We start from the raw sequence: 20,060 nt of genomic DNA, 5'->3' as shown, positions 1-20,060 counted from the left end.
TGATTATTTTATATTAAAATTATACAATAGCAATAATCAAAGGAATTGATTTATTTTTTGATATTAAAATAAAAAAGGAGGGTAAGCAATATTGTGGTCAATCATTGCTGGAGGTCTTATTGGACTTGTAGCAGGTAGAATCACTAAAAAAGGTAGTTCTATGGGAATCGTCGCAAATGTATTCGCTGGTTTAGTCGGGTCATCTGTAGGACAATCCCTTTTAGGTAGTTGAGGCCCATCCATCGTTGGAATGGCTTTGATCCCATCTATTGCAGGAGCAGCAATTGTTGTTACTGTAGTATCATTCTTTACAGGTAAAAAATAATTACTTGTAGTAATAAACTATTTTTAAATAGATTAGACGGGTAAAAATAGTTTAAATGTTAAATCGAAAGGATTGTATATGTCAAAAGCAAAGAAAATATGTTTCATTATTTTCTGTATTTTAATCTTGACAATTTTCCTTCCTGTTTTGATAGATTATCATCAAGTTAGTGATCTAGGCATTCAGCTATTTAGCTGGAGACAGAATCATTTCGTTGAATTTTATCTCTCTAGATATATATTCTGGGGGATAGTGGCTCTATCAACTTTAGTTTTGTTATCGATGTTAGTTGTGTTGTTTTATCCTAAACGTTATTTGGAAATTCAACTTGAAACTAAAAACGATACATTAAAATTAAAGAATTCTGCAATCGAAGGTTTTGTTAGAAGTTTGGTGAGTGATCATGGATTGATCAAGGACCCAACTGTTCATGTAAATTTACGAAAAAATAAATGTTTCGTTCATGTAGAAGGGAAAATTCTTCCTTCGGACAACATCGCTGACAGATGCCAACTAATTCAAAATGAAATAACTAATGGATTGAAGCAGTTTTTTGGTATTGAGCGTCAGGTTAAACTAGAAGTTCTAGTAAAAGACTACCAGCCTAAACCAAAACCTCAAAACAAAAAGACTGTTAGTCGTGTGAAGTAAGGAAGTAAAAATGGAATGGCTTAAACAATATCGATATCCAATTATCGCTGGTCTCATAGGCGTATTTCTCGCTTGTTTGATTATCTCCTTTGGCTTCTTCAAAACAATATTTGTATTGATTTTAGGAGCACTGGGAGTTGCAGCTGGATTATATATCGAAAAAAACTATATAGATAAATAAAAAAATAAAAATTACTAATTTAATTAAAGGAGTTTCATATGTCAAACGAAAAAAACATTAACACTAACGTAGAAAAGAAAGATGCTACTGCTGTAGCTCACGAAATCAAAGGGGAACTTACTTACGAAGATAAAGTTATCCAAAAAATCATTGGTCTGTCACTAGAAAACGTTTCAGGTCTTTTGGGAATCGACGGTGGTTTCTTCTCAAATCTTAAAGAAAAAATCGTTAACAGCGATGACGTAACAAGTGGTGTTAACGTAGAAGTTGGTAAAACACAAGTTGCAGTTGACTTAAACATTATTGCTGAGTACCAAAAAAATGTTCCAGCTTTATATTCAGAAATCAGAGAAATCGTATCTTCAGAAGTTGCTAAAATGACTGACTTGGAAGTTGTTGAAATCAACGTAAACGTTGTCGACATCAAAACTAAAGAACAACATGAAGCAGACTCAGTAAGCCTTCAAGATCGCGTATCTGACGTTGCTGAATCAACAGGAGAATTCGCTTCAGAACAATTCGAAAAAGCTAAATCTGGTCTTGGATCTGGTTTCTCAACTGTTCAAGAAAAAGTTAGCGAAGGTGTAGAAGCTGTTAAAGGTGCAGCAACTGGTGTAGTATCTCACGAAAAAACTCGTGTAAACTAAGATAAAATAAATATAACAGGAGAAATTATCATGTCAGTAGAAGAAAAATTAAATCAAGCTAAGGGTTCTATTAAAGAAGGTGTTGGTAAAGCCATCGGTGATGAAAAAATGGAAAAAGAAGGAACAGCTGAAAAAGTTGTTTCTAAAGTAAAAGAAGTTGCTGAAGATGCCAAAGACGCTGTAGAAGGCGCTATCGAAGGTGTTAAAAACATGTTGAGTGGCGACAATAAATAAGGCTAAAAGTTACTTTATCTTTTTAGTAACATTAGTCAAAATAGTCTGAGTCAAAATGATTCTCAGAAAACAAAAAGCTAGAGATTTCCAATTGCGGAACTCTAGCTTTTTAATTTTTCCTCTTTCTCTTATTATATTTCAGCAGGTTGTTGACCATGAGTACAAATCCCATGTCAATTCTCACTTGGCGCTTACCTCTCAGATAACATCTCTTATAACCCAAACAAACCTTTATCTGCCCAAAGACAGATTTCATATCAATCTTACGTTTAGCGAAAATTTGTCTACCCTTGGAAGATAAAAGTGCCTGATATTCTTTAGTTTTTAAACACTGGTAACGTTCATTCATATACAGTCCCTTTTGAGGGGCTGATTCAGGTTCAACATCGCAGTCAAGATTGATTTCAAGGCTGTTTGCTTCTATCTCCCCTTTTTCATGATGTATTTTCGTACAGGTTCTTCAACCATTTGAACGATTTCAAATCCTTCTTTTTGGTAAAGATTATAAGCTGGTTGATTTGCCTCGTAGACATTTAGAGAAATAGTATCTATGTCTTCATTTTCAAAGGCCAAACTAACAAATTTCCTTAAAACCTGGCTACCTAAGCCTTGCCCCTGTTTCTGGGGGTTGATAAAAAATCTTCCAATATGAAGATTACTGTATTCTTGCCTGATTTTCTGGATAAGCCCGACAAACTCTTGTCCTTCAAAGATTGAAAAGATTCCTTCCAAATCTTGAAAGACTTGAATTGTCAAGGGAAAAGGAATCATTGTTCCCATCCATTGTTCTTGAAAGGATTTGCCTAGGGAGTTGGACCATTGGCATACAAACTGAGCATTTTCTACGCTTAACTTTTCTTCAAAACGAATTGTCATCTTGACCTCACCATCTTATCTATGTTTCTCCATTATACTACTTCTCCCATTTTTTACGAATAGATAAGTATGATTGATTTTTATTTTTTTCTTGTCGGGAGCATTCTCGCTTCCTTTCTTGGTTTGGTCATTGACCGTTTTCCAGAGCAATCCATTATCCAACCTGCTAGTCACTGCGATTCCTGTCAGACTCGCTTGCGTCCCTTAGACTTGATTCCGATTCTCTCGCAGGTCTTTAATCGCTTTCGCTGTCGCTACTGCAAGGTTCGCTATCCTGTCTGGTATGCCCTCTTTGAACTAAGCTTAGGACTCCTCTTTCTATCTTGGTATTGGGGATTTCTTTCTTTGGGTCAAGTCATTCTGATAACTACTGGTTTGACCTTGGGCATCTACGACTTTCACCATCAGGAATATCCCTTACTGGTCTGGATGACTTTCCACCTAATCCTCATGACTTCCTCTGGTTGGAATCTAGTCATGGTCTTCTTCCTTGCTCTTGGAATTTTGGCTCATTTTATCGATATCCGCATGGGCGCAGGGGATTTTCTCTTTTTAGCTTCCTGCTCTCTCGTCTTTAGTGCGACCGAATTACTCATCTTGATTCAGTTTGCTTCTGCAACAGGAATTCTAGCCTTTCTCCTGAAAAAGAAAAAGGAAAGACTTCCTTTCGTGCCTTTCCTCTTACTTGCTGCTTGTGTGATTATTTTTGGTAAGCTACTGCTTGTTTGATAAAGTCCTGAATCGGCTCTCCCTCGTGGAGAGCTTTTACAATTTTCGAGCCGACGATAACGCCATCTGACACCGCATTAAAGCGTTCTACATCAGCTTGACTAGATACCCCAAATCCTGTCAAGACTGGGATGTCAGCCACTTGATGCAATTGTGCTAAGTGCTTATCCAAATCTGCACGGTAATTGCCAGATTTCCCTGTCACCCCATTGATGGCAACAGCATAGACAAATCCTTCTGCCCCTTCAATCAACTCTTTCTGGCGCTCAATCCCTGTCGTCAAACTAACTAGGGGTATCAAGGCAATGTCTGTATCTACCAAAAATGGCTCTACAAAGTTAGCATGCTCATGAGGAAGGTCTGGAATAATCAAGCCCTTAACCGCTGTATCTGCCAAATCTTTGACAAAATTCTTCACACCGTACTGAAAGAGGGGGTTGAAGTAGGTCATAATGACCAGCGGAACCTCTGTTTCAATGGTTTTCAAGGTTTCAACCAAAGCCTGGGTAGAGATCCCGTGGGCTAAACTGCGCAAGCCAGCTTCTTCGATAACAGGTCCATCTGCGACAGGATCTGAAAAGGGAATGCCCACTTCAATAGCTGAAACTCCCAATTCTTCTAAAAAGTGTATTGTTTCTCCGAGTCCATCCAAACCTTTTTCATGGTCTCCAGCCATGATATAGGGAACAAAAATTCCTTTTCCAGCTGCTTTTATAGCGTTTAATTTTTCTGTTAGTGTCTTAGGCATGAGCTTCTCCCTTCTTTGCTGCATCTGCTTCCAAGCGGTCCTTGACTTGAACCACATCCTTGTCCCCACGACCTGATAGGCAGACAATCATAGACTTTTCTGGTCCAAGTTCTTTGGCCAATTTCACTGCAAAAGCGATAGCATGGCTAGATTCCAAGGCTGGGATAATCCCTTCCACACGAGACAAGAGTTGGAATCCTTCCAAGGCTTCCTCGTCTGTCACAGGGACATAGCTGGCACGTTTAATATCGTGGTAGTGAGAATGTTCTGGACCGATACCAGGATAGTCCAAACCTGCTGAGATAGAGAAGGCTTCAAGAATTTGACCATGGGCATCTTGGAGCACATCCATGAGGGAACCGTGAAGGACACCAGGACGACCCTTGGTCAAGGTAGCTGCATGGTGCTCCGTATCCACACCAAGTCCAGCCGCTTCAGCCCCATACATAGCTACTGATTCATCTTCTACAAATGGATGGAAGAGGCCGATAGCATTAGAACCACCACCAACACAGGCTACTAGGGCATCTGGCAAATCTTGACCTGTCAAGTCACGGTACTGTTGTTTAGCTTCTCTACCGATGACACTTTGGAAATCACGAACAATTTCTGGGAAAGGATGAGGTCCCAAGGCAGAACCAAGGATATAGTGGGTATCATCGATATTAGCTACCCATGAACGAAGGGCTGCATTGACCGCATCCTTGAGCACGCGCGAACCATCTGTCACAGCCTCAACCTTGGCTCCTAAAAGCTCCATGCGAAACACATTGAGGGCTTGGCGTTTAACATCCTCCTCACCCATGTAGATAGTACATTCCATGTTAAAGAGGGCTGCAGCAGTTGCAGTTGCTACACCGTGCTGACCAGCACCTGTTTCAGCGATAATTTTCTTTTTGCCCATGCGTTTAGCCAGAAGAACTTGTCCTAAGGCATTGTTAATCTTGTGGGCCCCTGTATGGTTGAGGTCTTCACGCTTGAGGTAAATCTTGGCTCCGCCAATATGCTGGGTCAAGTTTTTTGCATAGTAAAGAGGAGTTTCACGCCCCACATACTGGCGCAAGAGTTGGTTTAATTCCTCTTGGAAACTTGGGTCTGCCTGACTTTCACGATAGGCCTTCTCCAACTCTAAAACTGCTGTCATCAATGTTTCTGGGACAAAACGTCCGCCGAATTTTCCATAAAATCCATCTTTATTTGGTTCCTGATATGCCATGCTTTACCCTCTCTATAAATCTTCTAATCTTTTCATGATCTTTTTGTCCGTCTGTCTCCACTCCGCTCGATACATCTACTGCATAGGGAGTAAAGTGTTGAATTGCTTTTACTACATTGTCTTCATTAAGCCCACCTGCGATAAAGAAAGGCTGAGTTAGTCCAATAGTATCCAGTTGAGCCCAGTCAAAGGTCTGGCCACTCCCAGCCACAGGGGCATCAAAGAGTAGATAGTCTGCCTGAGAATTGGGTACATGTCCCTCTCCATCCACCTGCACAACCTGAATGCTGGTACAAGGCAAATCCTCAAACAAATCATCCGCCACCTGACCGTGAACCTGTACCAAGTCCAAGCCAACTTTGTCAATGACTTCTAGCAGTTCTGCCCGACTTGGTGAAACAAATACTCCAACCTTTTTTACGTCTGAAGGAATGAGCTTTGCCAGCTCAGTAGCCTCTTCCAAAGTCACCTGTCTTTTACTAGGTGCGAAGACAAAACCGATGTAGTCTGCTCCTGCTGATACGGCTGTTTCCACCGCTTCTTTGGTCGATAGTCCACAAATCTTAACCTTTGTCAATCTGCAACTCCTTGATTCTCTGGGCCACATCTTCTGCCTGCATAAGAGCTGTCCCTACCAAAATTCCGTTAAAGTATGGTGCTACTCGTTCCGCATCCTGCCCTGTGAAAATAGCCGATTCAGAAATGTACAAGCAATCATCTTTGAAATGTTTAGCCAAGTCTACACTGGTCTGCAAGTCAACTTCAAAGGTGGTCAAGTTGCGGTTATTGACCCCGATAATCTGAGCACCAAGTCTGTGAGCCGCTTCTAGTTCAGCTAGATTGTGGGTCTCCACCAAGACTTCCAAGCCAAGCTCTGTCGCGTAATCATACAGTTCCTTGAGGCGTTCTTCTGATAAGGCAGCGACAATGAGCAAGATGACTGTCGCACCTGCATTGCGAGCGCGAATGATTTGCTTTTCATCGATAATAAAGTCCTTGTTGAGCGTTGGAATCTGTACCTGACTGGAAATCTCCCGTAGATAATCCAAATGTCCTTTAAAGAAAACTTCATCTGTCAGAACAGAAATCATCACTGCTCTGTTCGCTTCATAAGTCTGGGCCTGTTGCACAATATCCACATCGAGATTGATATTTCCCAAACTAGGGCTAGCTTTCTTGACCTCAGCGATTACCTGCAAGCGGTCCTGATGATTCTTCAAAAATTCTGCCAAGCGATAGGTCTGGCGCAAGGGCTGGATTTGCTCCAGCTCCATCTGCTCAACCTCACGCGCCTTCTGCTCCAAAATTCGTGCTAAAAATTCCTGACTCATTTTTGGTACTCCTGTAACAGTCTGAGTTTTTCAAGAGCCTTGCCACTAGCAATTACTTGACGGGCCAAGGCAACTCCTTCCTTGATACTAGCTACCTTACCATTAGCATAGAAACCAAGACCAGCATTTAAAACTGTAGTTTCCAAGAATGGACTTGGTTCGTTCTTGAGAACGCTGAGCAAAATTTCTGCATTTTCCTGAGCATTGCCTCCACGGATATCTTCGATAGCGTAGCGCTCCATCCCCAAATCCTCTGGAGTAAAGCTTGACAAGGTGATTTCACCATTTTCAAGAAGTGCAATCTTGGTTGTTCCATTCAAACCAGCTTCATCCAATCCTTCTGGCCCAGCAACCACAATGGCACGTTTGCGACCCATATTTTTCAAAACCTGAGCTGTACTTTCTAGAAGTTCTGGACGACTAATTCCAAGAAGCTGTGTTTCCAAAGCCATTGGGTGAATAAGGGGACCAGTCAAGTTCATGATCGTTGGAATTCCCAATTCCAAACGAGCTGGCATGATATATTTCATAGCTGGGTGCATATTTTTAGCGAAGAGAAAGACTATTCCAGTTTTATCAAAGACCTTACCTAGTTCAGCTGGTTTGAGGTCTAGGTTGATACCCAAGGCTTCGAGGACATCTGCAGAACCAGATTTAGAAGAAATCGAGCGGTTACCGTGTTTTGCCATGTGAACACCACCACCAGCCAAGACAAAGGCTGCAGTTGTGGAAATATTAAAACTGAAAGACTTGTCCCCACCTGTACCACAGTTGTCCATGGCATCATGAATCTCAGTTGGAATATGTTGGGCATGTCCTCTCATGACTTGGGCAATGGCTGTGCGCTCTTCAGGTGTTTCCCCCTTCATCTTAAGAGCTAAGAGGAGAGAAGCAATCTGCGCCTCTGTTACACGCCCAGTTACGATACGCTCGATGACATCCGTCATTTCCACACCTGATAAATTTTCAAATTTTGCTAGTTTTTCAATAATCTCTTTCATACTAGTTTCCTCACTTTACAACCTTCTCGATAAAATTCCGAATAGAAGACAAGCCATCTGGCGTTCCAATGCTCTCTGGATGGTACTGGAAGCCATAAATCGGGAGGTTTTTGTGTTGAATCCCCATGATGGCTTGGTCATCAGTCGAACGAGCTGTCACTTCAAAGTCTTCTGGCATTTCCTCAATCAAAATACTGTGATAACGCATGACCGCACGGCCATCCTCAATACCTTGATACAAAACAGATGGCGCTTCAAAGCTGATATTGCTCTGTTTCCCATGCATGACTTTTGGAGCCAAACCTAACTTACCACCAAAGACTTCTGCAATGGCTTGGTGGCCCAAACAAATCCCTAGAATTGGTTTCTTACCTGCAAAGTCACGAATCATGTCTTCCATCTTTCCAGCATCAACTGGCCAACCAGGACCAGGAGAAAAGACCAGACCATCTGCTTTTTCAGCTTCTTCATACAGCTTGGGATCATCATTTCTCAAGACCTGTACTTCTGCAAAGTTCCCAATATATTGGGCCAAGTTATAGGTAAAAGAATCATAGTTGTCAATCAATAAAATCATGGTCTTAGTTCTCCAATTCTAGTCATAGATTTAGCTTTGTTAATGGTTTCTTGGTATTCGTTTTGGGCGATAGAGTCATAGACAATCCCTGCCCCAGCCTGCACATAGGCTCTTTGATTTTTAAGAATCATAGTTCGGATGGCGATGGCCAAATCCATATCACCCGTCGCAGACAAGTAGCCGATTGCTCCTGCGTATACGCCACGTTTTTCTGTTTCCAGTTCATAGATGCGTCTCATGGCCCGAATCTTTGGTGCTCCTGAAACTGTTCCAGCAGGAAGTGTTGCTTTCAAGGCATCCATGGCGGTGAGTTCTGGAAGCAAACGCCCCTTGACCACACTGGTTAAATGCATGACGTAGCGGAAGAGCTCCACTTCCATATACTTGGTAACTTGGACACTTGCCGTTTCAGAGATGCGGCCAATATCGTTACGTCCCAAGTCTACTAACATCCGATGCTCTGCTGTTTCCTTCTCATCAGAAAGCAGGTCTGTCGCCAAAGCCTTGTCCTCTTCATCCGTTGCTCCTCTTGGTCGCGTCCCTGCAATCGGATTGGTTGTCACGATGCCATTTTTGACAGAAACCAAACTTTCTGGACTAGCACCGATGATTTGATAATCCCCAAAATCATAGAAATAGAGGTAATTCGAAGGATTGGTCACGCGGAGATTTCTGTAGAAGTCAAATGGATTTCCAGTAACTTCTGCTGAGAAGCGTTGACTAAGTACACATTGGAACATATCGCCATTACAAATCAAGTCACGAGCTGTTTCCACCATTTCCTCAAACTTCTGAGGAGCAATATGGGGTTTGAAGTCTAACGGAGATAGATCCAAGTCTTCAAATTCATCTGAAGCAGGTATGCGTAATTCCTCAAGCACTTGCTTTAAGGCTTTTTCCAAGTCTTCTTGACTACGCTCACTATAGAGAGTATCCTCGATGACATGGATTTTTTCCTTCTTGTGGTCAAAGACCATGTAACTCTCATAGACGAAGAAATGCATGTCTGGCGTTCCAATTGTATCTTGAGGGATTTGACCAATTTCTTCATAAAGCGAAATCATATCGTAACCAACAAAACCAATTGCCCCACCACCAAAAGGTAGATCTGAATGGTGCTGGCTCTTATGAGTCACTTCATAAAGGAAATCCAAGGGATCCCGATCAATCACTTGCCCATTTTGATAAAGAACTCCATTTTCAAACTTAATCTCAAAAACAGGATTATAAGCTAGGATCGAAAAACGAGCTGTTTCCTTGTCTCTCGGAATACTCTCTAAGATAACCTTGTGTTGCCCCTTTAGGCGCATATAAGCCAAGATTGGTGATAAGACATCTCCATGAATGATTCGTTCCATTGTAATTTCCCTTTCAGTTCTACTTCTAGTCCATGGCGACTGTATGAAAAATCCCCACGCAAAACAACTTGCGTGAGGACGAAATTCGCGGTGCCACCTCAATTATAGGACTTCTCCTATCTCTCATTCCTGTCTCAGATACCTCCTGTAACAGGCTGTGCGATAAAGGGCACTCCCTTGAGAATTATGTTTTTTTCTCTTGTTTCAAATGGACCCAACCTTACAGCTTTCTCTGCTTGTTTTCAGCAACCACAAGCTCTCTGTGAGAGAACGGACTGTAATTTTTCCATCTTTTATTTTTTAGCTTCTAGGTAGTCTGCAATCGCAGCTACGTCCTTGTCTCCACGACCAGAGACATTGATGATGATAATGTCGTCTTTACTTAGTTTCGGTGCACGTTTAACTGCTTCTGCGATAGCGTGCGAACTTTCAATCGCTGGGATAATTCCTTCAGTCTTGCTGAGAAGGAGGAGAGCCTGAACAGCTTCTTCATCCGTCGCAGCGACATATTCCACGCGACCTGAATCTTTAAAGTAGGCGTGTTCTGGGCCAACCCCTGGATAGTCCAATCCAGCTGAGATAGAGTAAACTGGAGCTAGCTCTCCATCTTCCTTAAAGACTGCATAAGTCTTCATGCCGTCGACAATTCCGATACTACCTTTTGTCATAGTAGCTGCGTGCTTGTCTGTATCAAGTCCGTGACCAGCAGCTTCAACCCCAACCAATTTAACTTCTTCATCAGCCACATACTGAGAAAAAGCACCGATGGCATTGGAACCACCACCTACACAAGCAATAACGTAGTCTGGTAAGCGTCCTTCTTTTTCTAAGATTTGACGGCGAGATTCTTCACTGATGACCTTTTGGAACTCATGAACAATGGTTGGATATGGGTGAGGTCCCACAGCAGATCCCAGAACATAGAAGGCTTCCAAGTCATTCATCCATGCTCCAAAGGCTGCATCAACAGCATCTTTGAGGGTACGAGTCCCTGTTTCAACTGCATGAACAGTTGCTCCCATCATCTCCATACGGAAAACATTGAGACGTTGACGTTCCACATCCTCTGCTCCCATGTAGACATCACAGGCCATACCAAACTTGGCTGCAGCCGCTGCTGTCGCAACCCCGTGCTGACCAGCTCCTGTTTCTGCGATTACTCGTTTTTTGCCCATACGTTGGGCCAAAAGAATTTGTCCTAAAACATTGTTGAGCTTGTGAGAACCAAGGTGGTTAAGGTCTTCGCGCTTGAGATAAATCTTAGCGCCACCTAGGTGGTCTGTCAAACTTTCCGCAAAATAGAGCGGTGTTTCGCGACCTGAATAGTCCTTTAAGTAATGGCGAAATTCTGCCAAAAATTCTGGATCATCCTTGTACTTTTCAAATGTCACTTCCAACTCATCCAACAAAGCCTGAATTGGCTCCGGTACAAAACTACCACCAAATTGTCCAAAATAACCTTTAGTTGTCATAAAATTTTCCTCTTTCTATATTAATTCGGCTTTTTGTTTGCTTTTAGTAGTAGGCAAGGAGCTGCAGATAGAACTTAAGTTCATCAAAGCGACTTAACGCCCTAATAAAAGATAAACAAAACGACGGATAAAAAAAGCCCACACACAGAATATACTTCCATGTGAGGGCGTTGGTAACGCGGTGCCACCTCAATTATAAAGGGACTATTCCCCTTTATATCTCTGCCTTGTCTAACAACAAGTTGCACTGTAAGGTGTGCGCACCGAATTTTCATTGTTTCAAATTCATTTTTAAAATCAGCCCACTTTCACTACTTCCAACCACCTGTTCACAATGACCACAGGCTCCCTGAAGACCAAAAATAGTTACTTTTCTGATTTGTTGAACTTATTTTAATACTTTGCTTTTTCTTTGTCAAGACTTTTTTACGATTTTTTTAATAAAGTTAGCACTTTTTCAGAAACTGTTTTGAAAGTCTCAATGATATAGTCCACTTCTTCATCGCTTAATTTAGTGTGAAGAGGGAGCGTAATTTCATTTTCAAAGAAGGCATAGGCTCTTGGATAATCTGCCATATCAAAATCAAGATTCTTATAGGCTGTCAAGAGCGGAAGCGGTTTGTAGTGGACATTACTTGCAATTCCTGCTTTGGCCAATTCTTGGATGATGAGATTACGTTCTTCTAAGCTTGCTCCTTCTACATGGGTGATGTAGAGGTGGCGTGAAGATTCTACAGTATCAGTCTTGTGTGCCAATGGATGGATACGAGAACCTGCAAAACCACGATCATAGCGGTCCACAATGTCCTTACGGCGTTGCAACAAACTTGGATAACGGTCCAATTGTACCAAACCAAGTGACGCCATGATATCGGTCATATTGCACTTGTAGGCTGGCGTTACGATATCGTATTCCCAAGAACCCAGTTGCATCTTGGCAAGAGCATCCTTAGTTTGCCCGTGAAGGGAAAGGATTTGGAATTCCTTGTACATCTCTTCGTCATCAATCGCTGGATTGGCTTTCCAAGTGGCACTTCCACCTTCTGCCGTTGTAAAGTTCTTAACGGCGTGGAAAGAGAAGGAAGTAAAGTCAGCGATAGAACCAGCTGGTTGTCCTTTATAAGTAGATCCCAAAGCATGGGCACTATCAGAGACAATCACGATACGGTTAAATGCTTTTTGCCACTTGCTTGAAGCAGTAAAGAGGTCACGTTTCTTCTCCACTACTTGGAACAAACGGTCATAGTCGCAAACAATCCCCGCAAGCTCAACCGGAATAATCACCTTAGTCTTTTCAGTAATGGCTTGCTCAAGCAAGTCATAGTCCATTTCAAACGTATCTGCTTGGATATCCACCATGACAGGGGTTGCTCCTACGTGCGTGATGACACTACATGAAGCTGTATAGGTCATGGCTGGAACGATGACTTCATCACCAGGTCCCACTTCAAGCACACGCAAAATCAACTCCAGAGCGGCTGTCGCAGAGTTGAGACAGACAGTCTTAGGTGTCTGTGTGTATTGAGACAAGCGACGCTCCAGTTCTTTTGTCTTAGGACCTGTTGTGATCCAACCAGAACGAAGGGTATCCGCTACTTCAGCAATTTCTGCTTCCGTAATATCGGGTGGTGAAAATGGAATATTGTAATTTGGCATTGATTTGCTCCTTTTATCTGTACTCATTTTCTCATGACTACTTTATTTTAGCACTTCAAACACGGTTTGAAACATGATTTTGATGTCTCCAAGGAAACTAAATTCTCGGAGATAGGCAAGGTTATAGCGCATCTTTTCAGGAAGAACATGCTCTACATAGGCTTGGTCAACTGACAGGCCTTTTTCAGTCATTTGACTGATGATAGTGTCCTCATCCTTGTAGTTGATGCTGGCTGGAGAGGTAATCCCTGCTGGCAAAAGCAAGGTTGCCATCATTTCAGGGCTATACTGCTCTGTGTAGCGTGGCACTTCAGGACGCGTCCCTACAAAGGACATCTCACCTTTAAGGACATTGACCAGCTGAGGCAGTTCATCCAAACGCACACGACGGATGAAATTCCCAACCTTGGTAATGCGGCTATCGTTAGCAGAAGTCACCAGACTTCCTTTTTTGTCCGCGTCCGTTACCATGGTACGGAACTTCCAAATCTTGAAAGGACGGTTATACTGGGTCACGCGCTCTTGCTTGTAAATCACTGGCCCCTTGCTATCCAACTTGATCCAAATGCTCAAAATGAGAAAGATTGGAGAGGTCAGAACCAGTACAGCCAAGGCCAGAAGCCAATCCAAACAACGCTTGAAAATCAGCGAACCCTTCCTTTTAGAGACAAGCTGGTAGTAAGACTCAACCTCGCTTGATTTCATTTCCACGGGCAAGTCTTCCCATTTCAGCATGCTGTTTCTCCTTTGTTTTTATTATACTATTTGTCAACATTTTTCATTATACCACAAAATGGAAAAGGCGGTGAAAGAAATATGTAATTAGAAGGATTTCCTTCTTACACTCAATGAAAATCAAAGAGTAAACTAGGAAGCTAGCCGCAGGCGGCTCAAAACACAGCTTTGAAGTTGTAGATAAAGCTGACCTAGTTTGAAGAGATTTTCAAAGAGTATTAGGACATGGCCCCTGCTTGCAAGCTATACATCTTGTGATAGGTTCCTCCCAAGGCCAAGAGTTCCTCATGAGTGCCACTTTCGATAATGCGCCCCTTGTCCAAAACATAGATGCAGTTGGCGTCTTGGATGGTAGAAAGACGGTGGGCGATGGCAATGGTTGTCCGCCCCTGTCTCATCTTAGCCAGAGAAGCTTGAACCAAACTTTCTGTTTCAGAGTCAATATTGGCTGTCGCTTCATCCAAAATCAAGATTTTAGGCTGACTGGCGACTGTTCTGGCAAAGGCAAGAAGCTGACGCTGACCTGTTGAAAAACTGGAGCCACGCTCAGAAACAGGTGAGTCGTAACCCTGAGGAAGGTCTTGAATAAAGGAATCTGCATCCACGAAGCTAGCTGCAGCCTGAACCTCTTCATCACTAAGATCTTGGTACATGGCGATATTGGACTTGATGGCTCCATGATAGAGGAAGGGTTCCTGCAAGACCAGTCCGATATTTTTTCTCAGTTCTTCCTGACTGTAGTCCCTGATATCCACATCATCCAAGAGAACTCTCCCTGACTGGAATTCATAAAAGCGCATGAGGACATTGATAATAGACGATTTCCCTGAACCTGTATGACCCACAAAAGCAATGGTTTCACCCTTGTTAACAGAAAAAGAAATGTCATCCAGAATCGGGTGTTTCCCATCATAAGAAAAACACACATGTTCAAATCGAATATTGCCTTCTTTGACTTTATCCTGCCCATCTTCTTGAAGGGGCTCATAGGTCCTCTCGTCGATCAGAGCAAAGACACGGCCTGCAGAAACCATAGACGTTTGCAGGGTTGAAAAGTTTTGCGTTACTTCAATCAAAGGGTCAAAAAGGCGATTGACATACTGGATAAAGGCATACATGGTTCCTGCCGTTATTCCCAGATAAAGTCCACGATAGCCAAAATAGGCCATCAAGACAGCATAACCTAGAAGTTTCAGCAAACTCATGGCAGGGCGCAAAAAGAGGGCATCCAAGGCTACAGAACGGTTGGCATAGACCAAGTGTTCTTGGTTAATTTCATCAAATTCTGCCTGCAGGCGCTTCTCTTGATTAAAGGCCTGGATTATTCTGATTCCCTCGATGTTTTCAGCCAGCTTGCTATTGATATCTGACAAGAGACTTCTGGTTTTCTCAATGATTTTCACTGATTTTTTCCGATAGAGATTGACCAAAAGGAAGATCAAGGGGAGAAAGAGCAAGACTAAAGCAGTCAAACGAAAATCCAACACCAACATGGTATAAAGAGTTGTCAGAAAGATAAAAACTGCTGATATAAAGCTGGATAGAATCCCCGAAAACATATCACTGATGGTCTCAGTATCATTTGTCAAACGAGAGACAATCGAGCCTGCTGGCGTCTTGTCAAAGTAAGACATGCCCAATTTCTCCATATTGGCAAAGGCATCCCGACGAATATCCCTAACAATACTGTAGGACACCCGCGCAAAGAGAAGATTGCCGACATACTGGACCAGAGTTTGTAATATATAGAGACCATAGTAGGCCAGCAAAACGGTCACAGCGAGTTGGTTGAGATTACTCAGATACTGGTCGATAAAGTGGGAAGCCACAAGGGGAATGACACTTTTAATGACCGTCGTCGCTAGGAGAAAACTGAGTGCCAAAAAGGTCAGGAGTCCATAGGGCTTGAGATAAGACATCAATCGCTTCAATACAGCCCATTGTTCTTGTTTATTCTGCATCTTCTTCTCCTTTCATTTCCAGCTGCTGAGACTGGTAGGTTTGGGCATACCAGCCATCCAAAGCTAACAGGTCTTCGTGTGTGCCTCGTTCGATAATCTGTCCATTTTGCAGGACTAAAATCAAATCTGCATGGACAACTGCACTGAGGCGATGAGCTGTGATAATGGTTGTCTTGTCCTTTCGTGTCTCCTTGAGATTGTCGATAATCGCATACTCCGTCTTGGCATCCACGGCCGACAAAGAATCATCCAAAATCAAGATATCAGGGTCTAAAATCATCGCCCTACTCATGGCCAGACGCTGCTTTTGACCTCCAGAAAGACTGACTCCCTTTTCACCAATCAACGTATCAAATCCCTGAGGCATGACTACAATGTCTTGGTAAACTTGTGCTAGCTTGGTCGCTTCCTCGACCGCTGAAAGAGGCAGTTTAGGATTGCCAAAGCGAATATTGTCTAAGATTGAAGTCGCAAAGAGAAACTGGTCCTGAGGGACATAGCCCATGAGACTGCGAAGGTCTGTCAGACGATAGTCACGAATATCGTGGCCATTCAGATAAATGGCTCCCTTATCCACATCGTATTCACGCAAGAGGAGTTTAATCAAGGACGTTTTCCCAGAGCCTGTCTGACCAACTAATCCCAATGTTTGCCCTTTTTCCAAACTAAAGTGAACATTTGTCAGTGTTTCCTCATTTTCAAATGCAAAACTATCAATGGCATACTGCAAGCGCCCATTTTCAATACTGTCTAGAGGAAACTCAGGGTCTTGTACAGGTGATTCCTGAGACAACAGTTCCTCAATCCGCTGGTAGGAAACTTTCCCTCGCTGAGTAATATTAAAGAGGAAGCCGATGGCCATAAGAGGCCAAACCAGCATATCCAAATAACTGATAAAAGTGACCAGATTACCAACCGTAATTTGCCCTTTCTGAACCATCAAGGAGCCTACCAAGAGCGTTAAAACATAGGAGGAACCAACAAATAAGAGAACCATAGGGTCAAAGAGACTATCGTATTTCATGGTTTGCAGGTTCTTTTGGAAGGTCAATTCATTGACTGCCTGAAAGGACTTCAACTCGTCCGCCTGATACCCGAAAGACTTGGTCACTTTAATACCTGATACGGACTCCTGCACCTTGTTATTGAGTTCGGAAAAGGCAGCCTGTGATTCTCCAAAAGCCTTGTGAGTCTTTCTCCCTAGACGACTGGTCGCATAAGCCATGAAAGGTAAGGGTAAAATGGCAACTAGGGTCATTTGCCACGAAATGCTAAAGAGCATGGTCAGCAAGGTCACCAAAGCCGTGATAGAAGCATCAACTGCAGACATAACACCGCCCCCTGCCAGACGAGTCAAGGCATTGATATCGTTGGTTGCATGCGCCATAAGGTCCCCCGTCCGATAGGTCTGATAAAAGGCTGGAGACATTTTTGTGAAATGTTCAAATAAGCGAGAGCGCATAATCTGTCCCAAACGGTAGGAAGTCCCAAGGATATACATACGCCAAACATAGCGCAGATAGTACATCCCAAAGGCTGAAAGAAGCAAGTAAAATAGGGCAAGAAGGAGGTCCTGCTGGGTTAATTGCCCCGATGTGATGGCATCAATGACCCTCCCCATAACCATTGGGGGAATGAGGTTGAGGACGGAAACCAAGACCAGAGCCACAATCCCGACTAAATAACGGCGTTTTTCTAACTTGAAAAACCACCAAAGTTTTTGAATAATGGACATAACATCCCTTTCTGATTGCAAATAGAAACCTGAGGCCAAGACCCCAGGTTTTTCTTATTCATAGGTTACGACTGTGACCGCACCCTTGTCATACTCAGCGATAAAGATATTGGCTACATTGTCATGCCCTTGCTTGCTGAGGTTATCAAGCAACCACTCTTCGTTACGACCAATCGACTCCAAAACATCGACTTGTATCACACCGTCAGTCACAACTGGATACTTAGGATTTTCATCTCCCATTTGGACCACGATGAGTTGGCCATTTTGCTCCTGCACAGCGCGTTTGACCTGCTTCATCTGGAAAATCCCTTGGCTACGAAGCTTGAGGGCTACTTCCGCTGCAGACAAACCAACTGAACGACAGGCTTCTGGGTCAATCTGACCATTTTTGATGAGGAGAGTTGGCTTACCATCAATCAAGCGTTTGACAAAATGAACATTGTTACTAAGCCACTTGAGGGTCAAAACCAAAATCGTCCACATCATCAAAATCACTGCGTACTGGAGAATGCTAATAGAACTATTGTAAATCACCCCACCGATAATACCACCGAGAACATAGTTCTGAATTTGGTCTGTCGCAGAGTTAGGCGCCAGATTTCCCTTTCCTGTCACATTGATAACAAAAACAAGCGAGAAAAGACCCAAGGCCAGTTTGATTAAAATTTCCATATAATTGAGTGTCATTTGTTTACCTCCACCAATTCAATAGCGTCTGTTTGATGCAATTCTAATTTCTCTAAAAGATACTTGTCTGGTTGGCTCCCGTTCATGGCACGATAGAAATTTGAACCTACCTTGATAAGTGCTCCATCAGTGGCTGCAGAAGTATTGACATAAACTTCTGATTTATCCACTCCCAAGTCTTTGGAAACAACCTCTATGAAATGAAGTGAAGTTTGAAATTGGTTGTTAGAGGCTTGATTGGTCTGGTATTTTGAGATTGTCACCAAAAGCATGGCCACCAAGGTCAAGGCCAAAATCATGACCAATTCCCGAAACTTAGTCCCCTTTTTATCTCGATAGGCTTTAAAAGCAAAAAATCCTGTGATAGCTAGGAGCACAATCCCAAAGCCAATCATCATTCCATTTTGCTGACTGATTTGGCTAAGTACATAGTCATATGAGTAAAATTTCATTTATTTTCACTCCCTTTCATAAAATCATTCTTAATTATAAACGAAAGAGAGTGATTTTTCAAGCCATACGTTGGGGAAATGGACCTTTTTTTGGTATAATAAAATCTATAATCTGAATGAAAAAGGTAACTTTATGAAACTCATCTCATGGAATATTGATTCCCTCAATGCTGCCCTAACTAGTGACTCAACTCGTGCCAAATTGTCCCAAGAAGTACTACAAACCTTGGTCGCTGAAAATGCTGATATCATCGCTATCCAAGAAACCAAGCTTTCTGCCAAGGGTCCTACTAAAAAACACTTGGAAATTTTAGCTGAACTCTTTCCAAACTACGAAAACACGTGGCGTTCTTCTCAAGAACCTGCCCGCAAAGGCTATGCTGGAACCATGTTCCTTTATAAGAAAGAACTCACACCCACTGTCACTTTTCCAGAAATCGGTGCCCCTTCTACCATGGACTTAGAAGGTCGCATCATCACTCTAGAATTTGATGAATTTTTCGTGACCCAAGTTTACACTCCAAACGCTGGCGACGGCCTCAAACGTTTGGAAGAACGCCAAGTCTGGGATGTCAAATATGCGGAGTACTTGGCTGAACTAGACAAAGAAAAACCAGTCCTTGCGACCGGTGACTACAATGTAGCCCACAATGAAATCGACCTTGCAAATCCTGCCAGCAACCGCCGTTCACCTGGATTTACCGACGAGGAACGTGCTGGATTTACCAACCTTTTGGCAACTGGATTTACCGACACCTTCCGTCATGTTCATGGCGATGTTCCAGAACGCTACACTTGGTGGGCACAACGTAGCAAGACTTCTAAAATCAACAATACAGGCTGGAGAATCGACTACTGGCTCACAAGTAACCGCATTGCTGACAAGGTGACCAAGTCTGACATGATTGACTCAGGAACTCGTCAAGACCATACACCGATTGTATTGGAAATTAAACTTTAAGGATTTTCACTATGAACTACAATGCAGTTATTCCCGAGTTTGTTGTAAGTGATTTAGAACAGTCCCGTTCTTTCTACTGCGATTTACTCGGTTTTAAGATTGAATACCAACGTCCAGAAGAAAACTTTCTCTTCCTTTCTCTTGAAGATTGCCAGCTAATGTTAGAAGAAGGAAGCGCAGAAGAATTAGCTCAGCTGACCTATCCTTTCGGGCGCGGTGTCAATATTTCCTTTGGCATTGCAGATGTCCCTCAGCTCCACCAAAAACTGCTGGAAGCTGACTATCCTATCCATCGTCAACTGACAAAAAGAGAATTTCGTGTTGGGGATCATTATATCTATCCACATGAGTTTGCAGTTTTGGATCCAGATGGCTATTTTTTAAGATTTAGTGAATAGAATATTAAAGATTGGAAAAAAGTCTTTAAAATTAGAAAAAGGCATGTTGTCAGGTGTTTAAAAATTTGATAATATGCCTTTTATAGTGGAAAAATCTTCTAAATGTTAGCCAATAACTGATTTTTT

The 20,060-nt window shown here is 42.6% G+C and carries 23 protein-coding genes, 1 pseudogene and 1 other annotated feature; of the genes and pseudogenes, 8 read left to right on the top strand and 16 right to left on the bottom strand.

The annotated features are described in order from the left end of the window. Positions 1-88: 88 nt before the first annotated feature. The 5 genes and pseudogenes from HT734_RS09400 to HT734_RS03560 all read left to right on the top strand — a co-directional run bounded on the left by HT734_RS09400 (position 89) and on the right by HT734_RS03560 (position 2,038). Positions 89-325 (top strand): annotated as a pseudogene (locus tag HT734_RS09400) (GlsB/YeaQ/YmgE family stress response membrane protein). A gap of 78 nt (positions 326-403) precedes the next feature. Continuing rightward, entirely contained in the window at positions 404-976 is a 573-nt protein-coding gene (gene amaP / locus HT734_RS03575; RefSeq protein ID WP_061759246.1) for an alkaline shock response membrane anchor protein AmaP, read from the top strand. 10 nt (positions 977-986) lie between these two features. Continuing rightward, positions 987-1,157: a DUF2273 domain-containing protein gene (locus HT734_RS03570; protein WP_000455064.1), complete on the top strand. Its 171-nt coding sequence runs from the start codon at positions 987-989 to the stop codon at positions 1,155-1,157. A 38-nt stretch (positions 1,158-1,195) separates the two neighbouring features. Next, positions 1,196-1,804: an Asp23/Gls24 family envelope stress response protein gene (locus HT734_RS03565; protein WP_000064110.1), complete on the top strand. Its 609-nt coding sequence runs from the start codon at positions 1,196-1,198 to the stop codon at positions 1,802-1,804. 30 nt (positions 1,805-1,834) lie between these two features. After that, a complete protein-coding gene (locus HT734_RS03560; RefSeq protein WP_000109960.1) occupies positions 1,835-2,038 on the top strand; it encodes a CsbD family protein in 204 nt (67 codons plus the stop codon). A 109-nt stretch (positions 2,039-2,147) separates the two neighbouring features. On the opposite strand, the gene HT734_RS03555 is transcribed toward HT734_RS03560, so the two are convergent. Together HT734_RS03555 and HT734_RS03550 are read right to left on the bottom strand one after the other, a co-directional pair. Next, positions 2,148-2,393, bottom strand: a complete 246-nt coding sequence (locus tag HT734_RS03555) for a transposase (protein ID WP_275690303.1) — start codon at positions 2,391-2,393, stop codon at positions 2,148-2,150. A 65-nt stretch (positions 2,394-2,458) separates the two neighbouring features. Next, a complete protein-coding gene (locus tag HT734_RS03550; RefSeq protein ID WP_173277859.1) occupies positions 2,459-2,914 on the bottom strand; it encodes a GNAT family N-acetyltransferase in 456 nt (151 codons plus the stop codon). A 69-nt stretch (positions 2,915-2,983) separates the two neighbouring features. On the opposite strand from HT734_RS03550, the gene HT734_RS03545 reads away from it, so the two are divergent. Beyond that, on the top strand, positions 2,984-3,643 hold the full coding sequence (locus tag HT734_RS03545) for an A24 family peptidase (protein WP_173277857.1): 660 nt from the start codon (positions 2,984-2,986) through the stop codon (positions 3,641-3,643). Here the strand turns inward: HT734_RS03545 and trpA are convergent. From trpA to HT734_RS03475, 14 genes are all read right to left on the bottom strand, one after another. Next, complete coding sequence (gene trpA, locus HT734_RS03540) at positions 3,615-4,391, bottom strand: tryptophan synthase subunit alpha (protein ID WP_173277855.1); 777 nt, start codon at positions 4,389-4,391, stop codon at positions 3,615-3,617. The genes HT734_RS03545 and trpA overlap by 29 nt on opposite strands. After that, positions 4,384-5,607, bottom strand: a complete 1,224-nt coding sequence (trpB, locus tag HT734_RS03535; protein WP_050252727.1) for a tryptophan synthase subunit beta — start codon at positions 5,605-5,607, stop codon at positions 4,384-4,386. The genes trpA and trpB (HT734_RS03535) overlap by 8 nt, the downstream gene beginning before the upstream one ends. Next, positions 5,585-6,184 (bottom strand): phosphoribosylanthranilate isomerase, encoded by a 600-nt coding sequence (locus HT734_RS03530; protein WP_033679780.1) that lies wholly within the window; start codon positions 6,182-6,184, stop codon positions 5,585-5,587. Before HT734_RS03530 ends, trpB (HT734_RS03535) begins: the two co-directional genes overlap by 23 nt. After that, complete coding sequence (trpC, locus tag HT734_RS03525) at positions 6,171-6,938, bottom strand: indole-3-glycerol phosphate synthase TrpC (protein ID WP_033679779.1); 768 nt, start codon at positions 6,936-6,938, stop codon at positions 6,171-6,173. Before trpC ends, HT734_RS03530 begins: the two co-directional genes overlap by 14 nt. Next, positions 6,935-7,939, bottom strand: coding sequence for an anthranilate phosphoribosyltransferase (trpD, locus tag HT734_RS03520; protein ID WP_004256041.1), 1,005 nt, complete (start codon positions 7,937-7,939; stop codon positions 6,935-6,937). The genes trpC and trpD overlap by 4 nt, the downstream gene beginning before the upstream one ends. 10 nt (positions 7,940-7,949) lie before the next feature. After that, positions 7,950-8,516: an aminodeoxychorismate/anthranilate synthase component II gene (locus tag HT734_RS03515; RefSeq protein WP_000601909.1), complete on the bottom strand. Its 567-nt coding sequence runs from the start codon at positions 8,514-8,516 to the stop codon at positions 7,950-7,952. After that, the gene (gene trpE, locus HT734_RS03510) at positions 8,513-9,874 is read right to left on the bottom strand and encodes an anthranilate synthase component I (protein ID WP_173277854.1); all 1,362 of its coding nucleotides are present in this window, start codon (positions 9,872-9,874) and stop codon (positions 8,513-8,515) included. Before trpE ends, HT734_RS03515 begins: the two co-directional genes overlap by 4 nt. A 71-nt stretch (positions 9,875-9,945) precedes the next feature. Further along, positions 9,946-10,177 (bottom strand) — a binding site (T-box leader). Then, entirely contained in the window at positions 10,168-11,346 is a 1,179-nt protein-coding gene (gene trpB, locus HT734_RS03505) for a tryptophan synthase subunit beta (protein WP_173277852.1), read from the bottom strand. Its footprint overlaps the feature before it by 10 nt. Positions 11,347-11,772: 426 nt before the next feature. Then, complete coding sequence (locus HT734_RS03500) at positions 11,773-13,002, bottom strand: DegT/DnrJ/EryC1/StrS aminotransferase family protein (protein WP_173277850.1); 1,230 nt, start codon at positions 13,000-13,002, stop codon at positions 11,773-11,775. Positions 13,003-13,044: 42 nt separating this feature from the next. Next, entirely contained in the window at positions 13,045-13,737 is a 693-nt protein-coding gene (locus tag HT734_RS03495) for a sugar transferase (protein WP_173277848.1), read from the bottom strand. Positions 13,738-13,955: 218 nt separating this feature from the next. Continuing rightward, positions 13,956-15,698, bottom strand: coding sequence for an ABC transporter ATP-binding protein (locus HT734_RS03490; RefSeq protein WP_173277846.1), 1,743 nt, complete (start codon positions 15,696-15,698; stop codon positions 13,956-13,958). Then, entirely contained in the window at positions 15,688-17,433 is a 1,746-nt protein-coding gene (locus HT734_RS03485) for an ABC transporter transmembrane domain-containing protein (RefSeq protein WP_173277844.1), read from the bottom strand. The genes HT734_RS03490 and HT734_RS03485 overlap by 11 nt, the downstream gene beginning before the upstream one ends. Before the next feature lie 54 nt (positions 17,434-17,487). Then, the gene (locus HT734_RS03480) at positions 17,488-18,123 is read right to left on the bottom strand and encodes a DUF421 domain-containing protein (RefSeq protein ID WP_000174458.1); all 636 of its coding nucleotides are present in this window, start codon (positions 18,121-18,123) and stop codon (positions 17,488-17,490) included. Continuing rightward, complete coding sequence (locus tag HT734_RS03475) at positions 18,120-18,575, bottom strand: DUF3290 family protein (protein WP_000675343.1); 456 nt, start codon at positions 18,573-18,575, stop codon at positions 18,120-18,122. The genes HT734_RS03480 and HT734_RS03475 overlap by 4 nt, the downstream gene beginning before the upstream one ends. A gap of 133 nt (positions 18,576-18,708) precedes the next feature. Between HT734_RS03475 and HT734_RS03470 the strand changes: the two genes are divergently transcribed. Both HT734_RS03470 and HT734_RS03465 read left to right on the top strand, forming a co-directional pair. Next, a complete protein-coding gene (locus tag HT734_RS03470) occupies positions 18,709-19,536 on the top strand; it encodes an exodeoxyribonuclease III (RefSeq protein WP_173277842.1) in 828 nt (275 codons plus the stop codon). Between the two features lie 11 nt (positions 19,537-19,547). Continuing rightward, complete coding sequence (locus tag HT734_RS03465) at positions 19,548-19,934, top strand: VOC family protein (RefSeq protein WP_173277840.1); 387 nt, start codon at positions 19,548-19,550, stop codon at positions 19,932-19,934. Positions 19,935-20,060 lie beyond the last annotated feature (126 nt).

It is taken from the genome of Streptococcus sp. k-90 (genome assembly GCF_013277565.1).
GTDB lineage: Bacteria > Bacillota > Bacilli > Lactobacillales > Streptococcaceae > Streptococcus.
The sequence above is the reverse complement of the archived record's forward strand: the minus strand, read 5'-3'. Positions and strand labels throughout refer to the sequence as shown.

Bases quoted from the DNA above. Each gene is read 5' to 3' on its own strand.
- amaP (WP_061759246.1), top strand. From the start codon at position 404: ATGTCAAAAGCAAAGAAAATATGTTTCATTATTTTCTGTATTTTAATC.
- HT734_RS03570 (WP_000455064.1), top strand. From the start codon at position 987: ATGGAATGGCTTAAACAATATCGATATCCAATTATCGCTGGTCTCATA.
- HT734_RS03565 (WP_000064110.1), top strand. From the start codon at position 1,196: ATGTCAAACGAAAAAAACATTAACACTAACGTAGAAAAGAAAGATGCT.
- HT734_RS03560 (WP_000109960.1), top strand. From the start codon at position 1,835: ATGTCAGTAGAAGAAAAATTAAATCAAGCTAAGGGTTCTATTAAAGAA.
- HT734_RS03550 (WP_173277859.1), bottom strand. From the start codon at position 2,914: ATGACAATTCGTTTTGAAGAAAAGTTAAGCGTAGAAAATGCTCAGTTT.
- HT734_RS03545 (WP_173277857.1), top strand. From the start codon at position 2,984: ATGATTGATTTTTATTTTTTTCTTGTCGGGAGCATTCTCGCTTCCTTT.
- trpA (WP_173277855.1), bottom strand. From the start codon at position 4,391: ATGCCTAAGACACTAACAGAAAAATTAAACGCTATAAAAGCAGCTGGA.
- trpB (WP_050252727.1), bottom strand. From the start codon at position 5,607: ATGGCATATCAGGAACCAAATAAAGATGGATTTTATGGAAAATTCGGC.
- trpC (WP_033679779.1), bottom strand. From the start codon at position 6,938: ATGAGTCAGGAATTTTTAGCACGAATTTTGGAGCAGAAGGCGCGTGAG.
- trpD (WP_004256041.1), bottom strand. From the start codon at position 7,939: ATGAAAGAGATTATTGAAAAACTAGCAAAATTTGAAAATTTATCAGGT.
- HT734_RS03515 (WP_000601909.1), bottom strand. From the start codon at position 8,516: ATGATTTTATTGATTGACAACTATGATTCTTTTACCTATAACTTGGCC.
- trpE (WP_173277854.1), bottom strand. From the start codon at position 9,874: ATGGAACGAATCATTCATGGAGATGTCTTATCACCAATCTTGGCTTAT.
- trpB (WP_173277852.1), bottom strand. From the start codon at position 11,346: ATGACAACTAAAGGTTATTTTGGACAATTTGGTGGTAGTTTTGTACCG.
- HT734_RS03500 (WP_173277850.1), bottom strand. From the start codon at position 13,002: ATGCCAAATTACAATATTCCATTTTCACCACCCGATATTACGGAAGCA.
- HT734_RS03495 (WP_173277848.1), bottom strand. From the start codon at position 13,737: ATGCTGAAATGGGAAGACTTGCCCGTGGAAATGAAATCAAGCGAGGTT.
- HT734_RS03490 (WP_173277846.1), bottom strand. From the start codon at position 15,698: ATGCAGAATAAACAAGAACAATGGGCTGTATTGAAGCGATTGATGTCT.
- HT734_RS03485 (WP_173277844.1), bottom strand. From the start codon at position 17,433: ATGTCCATTATTCAAAAACTTTGGTGGTTTTTCAAGTTAGAAAAACGC.
- HT734_RS03480 (WP_000174458.1), bottom strand. From the start codon at position 18,123: ATGACACTCAATTATATGGAAATTTTAATCAAACTGGCCTTGGGTCTT.
- HT734_RS03475 (WP_000675343.1), bottom strand. From the start codon at position 18,575: ATGAAATTTTACTCATATGACTATGTACTTAGCCAAATCAGTCAGCAA.
- HT734_RS03470 (WP_173277842.1), top strand. From the start codon at position 18,709: ATGAAACTCATCTCATGGAATATTGATTCCCTCAATGCTGCCCTAACT.
- HT734_RS03465 (WP_173277840.1), top strand. From the start codon at position 19,548: ATGAACTACAATGCAGTTATTCCCGAGTTTGTTGTAAGTGATTTAGAA.